At 59.7% G+C, this 12,888-nt stretch carries 13 protein-coding genes and 2 pseudogenes; 7 read left to right on the top strand and 8 right to left on the bottom strand.

Going from position 1 to position 12,888, the window contains the following annotated elements; all coding sequences use genetic code 11:
* Nucleotides 1-265: 265 nt before the first annotated feature.
* Nucleotides 266-1,288 (bottom strand): hypothetical protein, encoded by a 1,023-nt coding sequence (locus tag WYH_RS08255; protein WP_156320097.1) that lies wholly within the window; start codon nt 1,286-1,288, stop codon nt 266-268.
* Between the two features lie 571 nt (nt 1,289-1,859).
* Nucleotides 1,860-2,009, bottom strand: a pseudogene (locus WYH_RS08260) (transposase); the annotation flags it as partial.
* A gap of 169 nt (nt 2,010-2,178) precedes the next feature.
* On the opposite strand from WYH_RS08260, the gene WYH_RS08265 reads away from it, so the two are divergent.
* From WYH_RS08265 to WYH_RS08275, 3 genes are read left to right on the top strand one after another with little or no spacing between them, the layout of a single operon-like run.
* Nucleotides 2,179-4,272: a catalase gene (locus WYH_RS08265; RefSeq protein WP_094064009.1), complete on the top strand. Its 2,094-nt coding sequence runs from the start codon at nt 2,179-2,181 to the stop codon at nt 4,270-4,272.
* A gap of 9 nt (nt 4,273-4,281) precedes the next feature.
* Nucleotides 4,282-4,932: an SRPBCC family protein gene (locus tag WYH_RS08270; RefSeq protein WP_046903464.1), complete on the top strand. Its 651-nt coding sequence runs from the start codon at nt 4,282-4,284 to the stop codon at nt 4,930-4,932.
* Entirely contained in the window at nt 4,929-6,122 is a 1,194-nt protein-coding gene (locus tag WYH_RS08275) for a zinc-dependent alcohol dehydrogenase (protein WP_046903465.1), read from the top strand. Before WYH_RS08270 ends, WYH_RS08275 begins: the two co-directional genes overlap by 4 nt.
* Here WYH_RS08275 and WYH_RS08280 read toward each other — a convergent pair.
* The 3 genes from WYH_RS08280 to WYH_RS08290 are packed head-to-tail and all read right to left on the bottom strand — an operon-like array spanning nt 6,119 to nt 8,122.
* Nucleotides 6,119-6,703, bottom strand: a complete 585-nt coding sequence (locus WYH_RS08280) for an SAM-dependent methyltransferase (protein WP_046903466.1) — start codon at nt 6,701-6,703, stop codon at nt 6,119-6,121. The two genes, WYH_RS08275 and WYH_RS08280, sit on opposite strands and share 4 nt — an antisense overlap.
* A complete protein-coding gene (locus WYH_RS08285; protein ID WP_156320098.1) occupies nt 6,696-7,418 on the bottom strand; it encodes a PIG-L deacetylase family protein in 723 nt (240 codons plus the stop codon). The genes WYH_RS08280 and WYH_RS08285 overlap by 8 nt, the downstream gene beginning before the upstream one ends.
* Entirely contained in the window at nt 7,415-8,122 is a 708-nt protein-coding gene (locus tag WYH_RS08290; RefSeq protein WP_179945404.1) for an acyl-CoA dehydrogenase family protein, read from the bottom strand. Before WYH_RS08290 ends, WYH_RS08285 begins: the two co-directional genes overlap by 4 nt.
* 449 nt (nt 8,123-8,571) lie before the next feature.
* Here WYH_RS08290 and WYH_RS08300 point away from each other — a divergent pair, with 449 nt between their 5' ends.
* The 4 genes from WYH_RS08300 (at nt 8,572) to WYH_RS08315 (ending at nt 10,306) form a co-directional block, all read left to right on the top strand.
* Entirely contained in the window at nt 8,572-8,997 is a 426-nt protein-coding gene (locus tag WYH_RS08300) for an organic hydroperoxide resistance protein (RefSeq protein ID WP_046903468.1), read from the top strand.
* Nucleotides 8,994-9,464: a MarR family winged helix-turn-helix transcriptional regulator gene (locus tag WYH_RS08305; protein ID WP_046903469.1), complete on the top strand. Its 471-nt coding sequence runs from the start codon at nt 8,994-8,996 to the stop codon at nt 9,462-9,464. Before WYH_RS08300 ends, WYH_RS08305 begins: the two co-directional genes overlap by 4 nt.
* 129 nt (nt 9,465-9,593) lie before the next feature.
* Nucleotides 9,594-9,863 carry a hypothetical protein gene (locus WYH_RS08310; RefSeq protein WP_046903470.1) on the top strand — a complete coding sequence of 90 codons (270 nt, stop codon included), beginning with the start codon at nt 9,594-9,596 and terminating at the stop codon, nt 9,861-9,863.
* A gap of 65 nt (nt 9,864-9,928) precedes the next feature.
* Complete coding sequence (locus tag WYH_RS08315; protein ID WP_046903471.1) at nt 9,929-10,306, top strand: hypothetical protein; 378 nt, start codon at nt 9,929-9,931, stop codon at nt 10,304-10,306.
* Between the two features lie 392 nt (nt 10,307-10,698).
* Here the strand turns inward: WYH_RS08315 and WYH_RS17380 are convergent.
* The 3 genes and pseudogenes from WYH_RS17380 to WYH_RS16525 form a co-directional block, all read right to left on the bottom strand.
* Nucleotides 10,699-11,513, bottom strand: a pseudogene (locus WYH_RS17380) (IS5 family transposase).
* Between the two features lie 65 nt (nt 11,514-11,578).
* The gene (locus tag WYH_RS08330; protein ID WP_087910621.1) at nt 11,579-12,037 is read right to left on the bottom strand and encodes an ion channel; all 459 of its coding nucleotides are present in this window, start codon (nt 12,035-12,037) and stop codon (nt 11,579-11,581) included.
* A gap of 71 nt (nt 12,038-12,108) precedes the next feature.
* A complete protein-coding gene (locus WYH_RS16525) occupies nt 12,109-12,654 on the bottom strand; it encodes a sensor histidine kinase (protein WP_082347913.1) in 546 nt (181 codons plus the stop codon).
* Nucleotides 12,655-12,888 lie beyond the last annotated feature (234 nt).

Below are 12,888 nucleotides of genomic sequence, written 5' to 3' on the forward strand. Positions count from 1 at the left end.
GTGATCGAAATCCGACTACCTGTCGCACGTCGACGTGCAAAATTCAGAAATATAGCGATCGGCCGATCAGGACAGCGTGCTGAGAAATGAATGTCTGCAGGCGTGCAGTCCCGACCCACAAGCTGTCAGTCCGCAATCGGCCCCATTCCTGCCATTTCACCGCTCTTCCACAGCTAATGTCTGAGCGAGTGTAGGTATATCCAACCTGTTCAAATTTGCGCGACCGGGTATTGCAAGATGCGCAATCAGATCTGTTCTTTGCGTTTCAACCGAGTTTTTCCAGGAATTCATCGTTGGGCATCTCGATTTCAACTACAATGCAATCCCTTGCCGCGTGTACTTCTTTTATGGTCGCTTCGAATTTCAACCCTTCAATCTGAAGTAGAGTATGTAGTGGCCGTCCGACACAGGACGAAAGGGTTGTCACAGGTAGGTTGGAAGGGTGCGAAAGTACGACCCTTCTGCCATCGATCCAGCTCCGGCCGTTGCGCATTTCGAGCGAGCACTCGAGCGTTCCTCTCGACCAATAGAACCGCCCTGCGGAAAACGGGAGAGAGCCATCGATCGATGTGAAGGGTTGATCACCATTTTCATTGAAAAGCGACGGCAGGTCGTCCGGGCTGATGTCAGCGAGCTCGAGAACGTGGGCGGAAAGACCTGTAATCTTCCGTCGATAAGATCCCAGCTCGTCGACTGTCAGGGCCGCGACGATGCGATCATGTTCGCGAAGGTCGAAATCAATCGCCTCGATCAGCTCTTCGATATCGGAAGCGCTCCGCCTCGATCGGGTTCTCGAGAAATCGTGATCGAGGCGAAGAAACTCGGCATGAAGCATAAGGCCGTCATGAGGCCCTGCCGCGAAATCGACCCGTTCTAAGGAAGCCTCCGGTCTTCTCGCAAACCGTGACTGGAGATCGCTGTAGGTATCGACCCAGATCTGATCGTAAATCTCCGCGTCCGCGAGCATCAGTCCGATGGATCGGACAATCGATGCCTCAATCATGCGCTCGTCCGGATGGGACTGGGGATCTATCGGAATAAGGAGCCGAGGTCCTGATCCAGAAGCCTGCTGGGAGTCGAGCACACTTACGGCGATATTGGCAAACCCGTGACCGCCTGCCAATTCCATAGGGAAGGACTGTTCGAAGCCCATCCGATGCAAGACCTTGCGGAAGGCATGCTCGTGTCGTTGGGCATTTGTCCAAACTGCGCCCCGATCCATCTGATCATTTGCAAACACGATCTTCTGGACACGGCCCGACTGCATCGATGTTGGTGAGTTGGACATAATAGCACCTCTACCGGCAAGAACTGACAACCGGTTATAGGATGCTCGCTTCAAGCAGCCCAAGCATCTTCAAGCTCAGCATTCGTGATGTCCGTTTCGCGTCCTCATTTCGGACATTCAACTCGACTTCTATTCGACCCGAAAGCGGACAATCTCTTAAGCCACCCATGCTTAGCGGCGTTCTTCAAGGCTGCAGGCCGCGTGCGAGCTACCAGAGCGCCATAATGCACAGCGCAACGCCCAGAAGGCATCCGGCGGTGAACAGATACCCATCCAGCGCGCCGTCGAAGCCGGTGAGGAACTGCGCCCCGTAGATCGGTGCCGCAACGGCGGCGAATTTGGATATGAAGCTGGCGCACCCGCCACCGGTCGATCGGATGGAACTGGCGTAATGGTTGTTGGTGATCGAGATGCGGCATGGCCCGCCCCCACCAGCGTCGCGGAGGCGAACAGCATTGCCGCAACCTCCGTACCACTCGTGAAATAGCCGAAGGCGACCAGCAGGGTGAAGAGAATGGCGACCAGTGGTGCAGCAGCGATCCAGCCGGGTCCGCCCTTTTCAATGAACGCCAACTTCAAGCCCGCCGAACATCGACTTCCACTTGTAGAACGTGGCCGAGCTGATCCCGTGACGGCGACACACTTCCGCCGTCGGCATCCCAGCCTCCTGCTCCTTCAATACCGCGGTGATCTGCTCTTCGCTGAACCTGCTTCGCTTCATTGTCGCCCGACTCCCTTGCGTTGGACTCTACCAAATACCGGTCACATTTCAGGGGAGCACATCACGATCCATTAACAATGGTTTAGATCCTTAATTATTCTTCATATTCGCAACCGAATCCCGCGTTCTTCGTTGGCTTTACGAATTCCAACCAGATCGGAGAATGCGCATGTCGGACGAACTTAACCTGACCAAGGGCGGTGCCCCCCATCAAGAACCCAAGGGTAAAGATGATATCCTGACCACCGCGCAGGGCGCGCCGGTTGCCGATAACCAGAACTGGCTCAGCGCCGGTCCGCGCGGTCCGCAACTCCTGGAAGACCACGTCGCCCGCGAGAAGATCTTTCACTTCGATCATGAACGCATTCCCGAGCGCGTCGTCCACGCTCGCGGCTATGGCATTCACGGCACTTTCGAGCTGAAGAAGGCAATTCCCGAATATTCACACGCCGCGATCTTCAATAATGTCGGTGAGAAGACCCCTACTTTCACGCGTTTCTCTACCGTGGCCGGGAACAAGGGCTCACCCGATCTGGCGCGCGACGTCCGCGGCTTCGCGACGAAGTTCTATACGAAGGAAGGCAATTGGGATCTGGTCGGCAACAACATCCCGGTGTTCTTCATCCAGGATGCGATCAAGTTCCCGGACCTGATCCACGCCGCCAAGCCCGCGCCGGATCGCGGTTTCCCCCAGGCACAGACCGCACATGACAACTTCTGGGATTTCATCAGCCTGAGCCCGGAAAGCATGCACATGGTAATGTGGATCATGTCCGATCGCACCATTCCGCGCAGCTTCCGTTTCATGGAAGGTTTTGGGGTACATACCTTCCGCCTGATCAATGCGAAGGGCGAGGCGAAATTCGTCAAGTTCCACTGGAAGCCCAAGCAGGGTCTGCAATCAGTAATCTGGAACGAGGCGCTGAAGATCAACGGTATGGACCCAGATTTCCATCGCCGCGATATGTGGGATTCGATCGAGGCGGGCGACTTCCCGCAGTGGGATCTGGGCATTCAGGTGTTCGATGAGGAATTCGCCGAGAGTTTCGAATTCGACGTGCTCGACGCGACCAAGATCATTCCCGAGGAACAGGTTCCGGTTGAAATCATCGGCACGCTCACGCTCGATGCCAATGTCGACAATTTCTTTGCGGAAACCGAGCAGGTCGCCTTCTGCACACAGAACATCGTGCCCGGGATGGACTTCAGTGAGGATCCGCTGCTCCAGGGCCGCAATTTCTCCTATCTCGACACGCAGCTGAAGCGGCTGGGTGGCCCGAACTTCACGCATATCCCCATCAACGCGCCCAAGTGTCCGGTCCACAATTTCCAGCAGGATGGCCACATGGCTATGACCAACCCCAAGGGGCGGGCGAATTACGAACCTAACAGCTGGTCGGGCGATATGGACGACAACCGCGAACCGCGTGGCCCCCGCGCCAGTGCCGAGCATGGCTTCACCAGCTACGAAGCGCCGGTTACCGGGCCCAAGGTTCGGGTGCGCAGCGAGACCTTTGCCGATCACTACAGCCAGGCGCGCCAGTTCTACATCTCGCAGACCGCGATCGAGCAGACCCATATGGGCAATGCGCTGGTGTTCGAGCTTTCCAAGGTCGAGCGGATGGACATTCGCAAGCGGATGGTAAGCCATCTGCGCCACATCGACGATGGCCTTGCCAAGGTGGTTGCCGACGGCATCGGTCTGACCGAAATGCCTGAAAAGATCACCGCCGCGCGCAAGCCGATCGACGATCTGCCCGAAAGCCCGGCGCTGTCCATCCTCAAGAACGGACCGGACAGTTTCAAGGGCCGCAAGCTGGGCATTTATATCGCCGAAGGCGGTGATGCCGCAGTGGTGAAAGCGTTGAAGGACGCGGCCAAGGGCGCGGGTGCAATGGTCGAGATCATCGCCCCGCATGTGGCAGGTGCGAAACTCTCCGACGGCGAGATGATGGAAGCCGACCAGAAGATTGATGGCGGCCCCTCGGTGGTTTACGACGCCGTGGCGCTAGTGATGGGTGAGAAGGCCGCCGAGAATTTCGGCAAGGACAAGCCCAGCATCGACTTCGTCAACGACGCCTTCGCCCACGCCAAGTTCATTGCTTACGTCCCCGAGACGATGGCGCTGCTCGAAGGCGCCGGTGTGGCAAAGCGGATGGACGACGGCTTCGTCGAACTGGCCAAGCCCGATGCCGCCAAGGATTTCATCAGTCGCTGCGCAAAGCTGCGCTTCTGGGATCGCGAAGAGGTAAAGAAGGATTGAGGACAGACCATGACCAATGACAAGCAACTCGGCCTGGCTGGCACCGTTGCCGGCCTCGGCCTTGCGATCGGGGGGCTGGCCTTCGGCGCCTTCCTGTCGCAGCGGCGCAAGGGGGGCGATGACGATGCCCCCTTCTACACCCGCAAAAGCCCCGATAGCGACAATGCGGTGCTCGGGCGCACGGTTACAATCCGCAAGCCGCGCGCCGAACTCTATGCCTTCTGGCGCGATTTCGGCAATCTTCCAAGGTTCATGGAGAATGTCGAGACGATCCGGAAAGAGGGCGACCACCGCGTTTGGCTGATCAAGGCTCCCGCCGGACAGACGGTCGAGATCAAGACTGAGGTCTGCGAGGATGTCGAAGGCAAACGCATCGCCTGGCGCTCGGTCGAAGGCTCGGACATCGAGACGCGCGGCAGCGTTGAATTCGCTGACGCACCGGGCGATCGCGGAACCCGCGTTTCGCTGGTGATGTCCTACGATCCGCCCGCCGGAAACCTCGGCCGTGCCATTGCCAAGCTGTTCCAGCGCGAGCCGGAAGTGCAGGCGCGCCACGATCTCAAGCGCTTCAAGGGGCTGATGGAAACCGGCGAGATCGCTACCTCCGCCCACCGCAAGGAAAATACCCGCGCTGCCAAGCAGCAGGAGAAGGAAACATGAGAGCCCTTACCTGGCACGGGACGCACGACGTCCGGGTCGACACCGTCGACGATCCCGAAATCATCAATTCGCGGGATGCGATCATCGAGGTTACCTCCACCGCGATCTGCGGCAGCGACCTCCACCTATACGACGGGGTTATCCCCGGCGTCCTTCCCGGCGACGTGCTGGGCCATGAATTCATGGGCCGCGTGGTCGAAACCGGCAGCGACAGCACGCTCAAGAAGGGCCAGCGCGTCGTGGTGCCCTTCACCATCAGCTGCGGCGGCTGCTTCCATTGCCAGATCCAGCAGTTCTCGGCCTGCGAAAATTCCAATCCGGCAGAAAAGCAGGATATGTCAGCCAAGCTCTACGGCCATTCCATGGCGGCACTGTTCGGATACTCACATATGACCGGCGGCTATTCGGGCGGTCAGGCGGAATATGTCCGCGTCCCCTATTCCGATGTCGGCCCGATCGTGATCCCCGACCATCTTGATGATGACAAGGTGCTGTTTCTATCCGACATCCTGCCCACCGGCTGGATGGCAGCAGAAAATGCCGAGATCCAGCCCGACGATACCGTCGCGGTCTGGGGCTGTGGCCCGGTCGGCCTGTTCGCAATCCAGTCCGCGATCGTGATGGGCGCAAGCAAGGTGATCGCCATCGATCATTATCCCAACCGCCTCGCGCTGGCCAAACAGCTTGGCGCCGAGGTCATCGATTTCCGCAAGACGAACGTCCGCGAAGCGCTGATGGAAATGTCAGGCGGGATTGGTGTCGACGCGGTGATCGATGCCGTCGGGATGGAAAGCCACGGTTTCGCGATCGACAATATGGTTGATGTCGTGAAGCAGAAGGTCGGCATGGGTGCCGATCGCGCCAGTGCGCTAAAGCAGGCGATCCTTGCGGTCCGGCCCGGTGGCCGCGTTTCCATACCCGGCGTCTATGGCGGGATGACCGACAAATTCCCACTGGGTGCGCTGATGGAGAAAGGTCTCCAGATCCGCAGCGGCCAGACCCATGTTCAGCGCTACACCAAGGATTTGCTCGAGAAGATCGAAGACGGCACGCTCGACACCACCTTCCTGATCTCGCATCGCCTCCCGCTCGAGGATGCAGCCCGCGGCTACGAATGTTTCCGCACCGAGCAAGACAGCTGGACCAAGGTGGTGCTCAAGCCGGGTATGGACATGCCTGCGGCGAACTAGTCGCCGGGCGTCCGCTCGAGCAGATCGAGCCGGTAGAACTCCTCGCGCCGCGCTTTGGCCACTTGCCAGGGCGCGGCGTCGAGAAACAGTTTGACCGCTGTGTCACCATCGACCGGTAAATCGTTTTGGCCGATCCAGTTGACCAGCAGACACAGCCCGTTCCCGGTCACGCTTTCATGGGCAAGCTGCGAGACCTGGAGAATTTCCCCGGCGCTGAGAAAATAGAGAACTTCGGACAGGATCACCGCGTCGAACTGCCCCTTCGGCCAATAGTCGGGCACTTCGGCAGCAATGAATTCGACACTGTTGAACCGATGTAGCCTCCTGGCCGCCAGCTCGATCGCCTTTGTCGAGACATCCAGCGCCACTATCGAACTGGCAAGTTCCGCCAGGCGTTCGGTCAGCGCCCCTCCCGCGCAGCCCACTTCCAGCATCCGTGCAAAGCGCCGTTTGCCCAGTGCGGCGAGCACAGCCTTCCGCTTACCGCGTTCATAGTCGCTGGTGTCGATGTCCCAGGGGTCGGGATTTTCGGCAAACAACTGGTCGAAGCGTGCCCGCCGCTCGCTGGGTGCCTCAGTCACGGTGGAAAATCTCCGGATGCGTGGCGAAATGCTCCAGCAGCGGGGCAGGCATCAAAAAGGCCTCCGGGTCATCAATGACGTCCGTGAATTGCGAGCGATAGGCCGAAAGCGCAAGCCGCTTGCGCTCCGCCAGCGGAGGCGCTTCAAACAGGCGAAGCTCGGTTCCGGGCAGCCGTCGCTCGCCAAAGCGGCCCCAGATCGGCGCGCTCCACAACGTTGTCCGGTAATGCTCCGCCAGATCGCGCGCGATCGCATGGGCGGTGATGTGATCGCAATGCGGATCGATGTACGAGGTGGTCCAGATCGCCTGCGGATCGATGATATCTGCAAAGGCAAGAAGCGCCTCCTGGCCCGCGTCTGAGAGATTGCCATGGCGACTTTGCCCGTCGGGCAGTCCAAGCGCCCGAATTGCGACCGGACGTCGCGGGGCGAGGCTCGATAGCGCTTCCTCCAGCTCAGCTCGGCGCATTGCGACCAGTTTGGCGCGATCATAGAAGGGGTGCGAACTTTCGCCATTGGTCACCAGCACCACCCCGATCGTTCGCCCCGCATCTGCCGCTGCGGCCAGAGCCTGACCGCAACCCAGCGTCTCGTCGTCGGGATGCGGCATCACCAGCAGCAGCCCGCCGGGCGGCGACAGCTCGTCCAGTTCGATTGCGGCCCCGCCTTCCGCAGCGCGAAGCACGCTGCCTTGCGCGATTACAGGAACGCTCACAGATCTTCTGCCCGTAACCCGCACCCGGCCAGAGCCTGCGCGGCACGCTGGCGCTTGGCATCAGGCTGCGCCTGGCACAGGAACAGCCCCAGATCACGGCGGATCCGCTCGATCGTGGTGCCCTCCTCGTGCGCTGCCATCCCCAGCCCGCGCTCGACCAGCGCCAGCACTGTGCGGCAATTGTCCTCGGTCACCTGCCGCGCCAGTAGCGAGAGGGTGGCGGTGCCGGGCTTCGCATCGCGCGCCTCTACCGCTTTTGCTGCTCGCCACAGCCACAGCCGCATGGTTTCGAGCGCGATAGCGCCAGTCGCGATACGGTCGAACTGGTGAGGATCCTCGATCCTGCCGCGCTCCTGCAAGGCTTCGCGGAAATGCGCGAACAGCGCCTCGGCACCGCCACAATGTGCAGCGCAATAGCGCCAGATCCCGCCCTCGAAATGCGGCTCGCGGGAATAATCCCCCAGTTCGCCGAGCACGGCATCGTCTGCAAGTTCGCCCCCGGTAAAATCGTAACGCCCAGATCGCGTGGCGCGCATCCCCGAGACGTTCCAGCCGGAAGGATCGCAGCGCGAAGGATCGTTGGCCGGGGCGAGTGCGAGCAAGACGCCCTGCTCTCCATTGATCGCCACCACCGCGTGGCGAACGAGGCCGAGGCCCGATGCGAAGCGTTTGGCGCCCCCCAGTTCTCGGATGTGGGTATTCACGATTCCTCTACGCGCATTCGGGTCGGCTCGCATATCGATACAGCGCGACAACTCGCACCGGCCAAGGAAGCCGGTCTGACCCTTCGAGAGTTGGCCTCGGACGGATTCGCCGGATCGGCCCATCGCCTGGAGCAACTGGCAACGGGTCCGGCCGGCAAGGTGTATCTGTGCCACCCTTTCCTCGTGCATTCTGCATATAAGGATTACGGTAAGCAGCCGCGCTTCATTGCGCAGCCGCCACTGCTACCGCGTGAGCCGATCAGTCTCGAGCGTTCCGACAATAGCTACTCGCCGGTCGAGAAGACTATTCTGAGGGCTTTGGGCAGGTGACGCGGTCAGAAATTTGACGCAAAGGCGTGTCTGCCAGCATGACGCGCCTTGCAAATTATATATTGCGCACAATATAATAGGATACTATTTATCCTGCTGTCTAACCGTAAGGAGCTAACATGAAAAATCTCTACAACACTCGCGTTAACGCCTATGGTGGCCGCGCCGGAAAGGTCAAAAGCGAAGATGGCATTCTCGAGCTCGACCTCGCTCTACCGAAGGAACTCGGTGGCAAGGGCGACGCGACTAATCCCGAGCAACTCTTCGCTGCTGGTTATGCGGCTTGCTTCGAAAATGCCGTGATCCATGTAACGCGGGCACAGACCGACAAGGTGGGTGACGACGACATTGAAGTCTCCTGCCAGGTCGGCCTCTTGCCGAATGGTAATGACGGGTTTAATCTCGCTGTCACACTGGATGTCGAAATTGCCGGGGTCAATCAGGCAAAGGCTGACGAGATCGTGAAGAACGCCCACGCTGCTTGCCCCTATTCCAACGCAGTCAGCGGAAACGTCGATGTGAAAATTAATGTGTTCGCCCAATGAATGACGGGGTGGCAGCAGCACAGGACCCGCGCGATCCCTTGTTGCTCGATCGACAGGTTTGCTTTCCCCTTTATGCTGCCACCAACCTCCTCAGCCGCCTCTATGGCCCTGTTCTTCGGGAGCTGGGTCTCACCTATCCGCAATATCTGGTCATGCTGGTATTATGGGAGAAAGAACCCCAGACGGTGGGCTCCCTCGGCGCGCGGCTTTACCTCGATAGCGGAACTCTCACCCCTCTGCTGAAGCGTATGGAGGCCGCCGGCCTGGTTCGACGAACACGCGATCCGGAAGACGAGCGCCGAGTGGTTATCGAACTGACCGAGAGTGGAAAAATACTGCGCAACCAGGCAGTGTATGTTCCCGAAACCCTCGCGAGGGGGCGCAAATCCGAAGGGATTGACGAACTGCGGGACAGCGTGCGCAGGCTTGTCGAACTGCTTGCGGAGCAAACCGGCTCGAAGAGGTGAAGCCTCTCAGCAGGTGTCGCACGTCTGCGAGGATTGCCTGTCCGATCTTCGTGGGGCGTCCACTGGGACGCTTGGCGATAGTCGAGCGACCTTGCGATGCAGTTCGTTTCCTCTCGCCCGCCCGCGTAAATGAGGACTGCCGACCCGACTTTACAGACCTATCTCGACCGCAATGTCGCCGGTGCCACTCTACTGGTGGCACCCGAGACCGGACAGCCAACATCGGGCGATCCGATCGAAATCGTCCTGACCGGCCCTGACATGTTGAAGCTGCAAGAGCTGTCGCAGGACGTGCAGGCGCTGCTGGAAGACGAGGTTGGCGTAGTCGACGTTCGCGACAATCTCGGCAGCATCAAAGGTGAGATCGCACTTCAGCCAAACCGCGAGGCTTTCCGATGAATCGGCAAGGTCAGAGACGTCGAGCCGTTCCACCGACCTGGCTCTTGCCGATATCCCGTTCAACCATGGCCGCCGCATTTCTGGAGAATGGCCAGGCGCGGACCCTGTGGCTGTCGGGCGTTCACCCGAGAAGTGCCACGAAGGCCGATGCCAAGATCCTTGCCGGACAGGATCTGGACTATTCGCTCGACCCCTTTGATGACCAGAGCTTCTACCGGTCGGCCGCGCGTTCGCGCAATGCCGCGCTGGAAGTTACCGTGGGCGTGTCGCCCAAGGCCTCGCGGGTCTGGCTTGGCAAGGCAAATTCAATCGAAGGGTTTGCCGCTTCGGCGGCGCTGCTCATCAACGCTGTCGCGGCCGCGAAGCAAGGAACCGCCGAGCCATTCCGCTTTCTCGCAACCCCGGTGCAGGCGCTCGACCCTGCACAAGTCAAAGGCGGATAAAGACCGAACCCAGGTCGATTTGTTGCCACCGTTCGAGATGTCCTTAAGCCCAATCCATCTCCGTTAAGCCGACTAATCCTATTGTCCGATATGGGCATCGCTCCGACGCCCTCGAACCGACGTCCGCTTTCGGAACGTAGCCCTCAATGCTCGGATGACTGGGATGAGAGGGCGAAGCCGACCTGAGCGCATGCCATGCGAACATCTGCTTCTGGCGAACCGCCGAGTTGGTGGTTAGGACCGACATTAGAGTCGCAACCCGCCATTCCACTTTTGACCATCCAGTCTACGCAAGCGCCAAGCCCCAGACTATTTGTCGAAACCCGGGCGGATCGGCGTTTTCTACTTGGACAAGGCGATGCGGGTAGAGTGGGCAGGCACAATCGTTTATGCTAGGCTTCGTGGACAAAGGGTATCCAGAGCTTGATTGAAGCGAGAGCGACGAAGCCGAGATAGGATTCCTTGGTTTTGTCGTAGCGGGTGGCGACCCTGCGCCAGTTCTTCAGTTTGTTGAACAGGCGCTCGACCAGGTTGCGCCAGCGGTATTTAGTCGGGTCATGCGGGACCGGATTGCGGCGATTGCTCTTGGCCGGGATCACCGCTTCAACGCCAGCGGCCGCGATTTGCTCGCGGATGGCGTCGGCATCGTAGCCGCGATCGGCCAGGAATGCCTCGACCCGCTCGCCGATCATTCGGAACAGGGGCCCAAAGCCCTGCACATCATGCGTCTGGCCGGGCGTCAGCACGAAGCCGAGCGGGAGGCCCCTCGCGTCGCATCTGGCGTGCAGCTTGGTGGTGAAGCCTCCGCGCGATCGGCCGAGAGCCTCGGTTTGCTGAGTCCCCTTTTTATGCCGACTGCACAATGATGTGCCCGGACCACGGTGCTATCGATCATGTCGGCAGCGATATCGCGCCCTGCCAGTTCGGCCAGCGTCTCGAGCATGGCATCGAACACGCCGGTCGTGACCCATCGTCGATACCGCCTGAAGACGCTGTTCCACTTGCCATACTCGTCCGGCAAATGCCGCCATTGCGCACCGGTCTGGGCAATCCACATCATGCCCTCGAAATAGCGGCGATTATCCTGTGCAGGGCGGCAGCCACGGCCGCGCTCAGCAGGCAGCAGCGGCCCGATCAGCGCCCACTCCTCATCCGCTACACCGATCCGCTCGCCCAACGCTGCCTCCAAAAGGTAGCCTTGAATCAAGCGCTCAGTCTCAGGTCAAGCTTTGTCCACGAAGCCTAGCCAAAGTGAGCCGGTTCTGTACGAAGTCATTCTGCCGTCGAAATGTGGGATCGCGTCGAACTGCCTTTCTCCTCGCGCACCTGACCCACGAATTCGAGAAGAAACGCAGTGCTCAAACCGAACATGACGAGGCCGTTGGCAGCCACGATCGCAGACAGCAGCCGCACATCCTGCGAGAGGATAACGTCGCCGAAGCCTAGCGTCGTCAGGGAAACCGTTGCGAAATAGAGCGCCGGTTCCAGCGCTTCGAAGGCACCCAATACAATAAACAGGCCCGCCCAAATCCAAGCCGCCAGCGTGATAGCGAGCAGCATCCATATCGTAGAAGCGGCAAGAAGCAAGGTCGCTCCAAAGCGTGTTGTTCGCGTGCGAGGCGGCGTGAAGCGATCATCGACTGAGAAGGCTATTGCGGCAAAACACGCTTGCATGATGATGGTAAGTGCAACGGTCACCGTTCCGATCGCGAGTTGAGCGACGATACTCATCGTTGATGATCCTCAATTTTATCAATTTGATTTACTCCTCCGATTATTATCAGTCTGCAGTGGAGTCTCGCTCATTCTGAGCTTCTACCCGCCGACAACAGCACGACTTGCACATGCAGTCCTCGGCCCGGCTTGGACCGGAACGAGACGGAGCCGCCTATGGCTTCGGCAAGTCCGCAGACGATCGCTAAGCCAAGGCCGGCTCCGCCCGTCTGTCGATCGCGTGACGGATCGAAACGGGCATAGGCCGTGCCTAACGTCAGTTGTTGGTCGGGCGCAACTCCCGGGCCATCGTCCTCAAACGACCAGCAGGTCTTACCGCCATCCGAAACATTCCTTACCGTGACGGTCGAGGCGTGGCGCAGGGCATTATCGACGAGGTTATCAAAAATCCGTCCGAGCGCGGTGGGATCACCCAGCACATGGCTTGCCGGCGAAAGGTCGAGGCCGATGCGGTCCTCATCTGAATGCAGCGCCAATAGATCACCAGTCAGAGCCGTAAGGTTGACCTCCACCGTCGCCCAGACCGCGGCGTCGCTCTCTTTATAGTAAGAGGGCGACGCTGCGCTTCGTGAAAGTTTTGAGGTCAGGAGAGAGGCTCCCGACCGGCCCGTCATGGAGAAAACTCATGGGCTCCGCCGCGAACCCGAACTGCCCGATCATCTCGATATCGCACGAGAAACGCCGGACTCGTTACCGACCGGCGAGTTCGCGATTTTCGAGGATGACCCGGATGAAGCTGCGCGCGCATCGGCCTTGCGGCGACGGATGCAAGGGCTGGCGCGACAGGCCTCGCAACCCCGACGACGGCATTGATCTGTAGGAGATCGTGATGCGAAGCGTTACTAAGG

This window comes from Croceibacterium atlanticum (assembly GCF_001008165.2).
Classification (GTDB): Bacteria; Pseudomonadota; Alphaproteobacteria; order Sphingomonadales; family Sphingomonadaceae; genus Croceibacterium_C; species Croceibacterium_C atlanticum.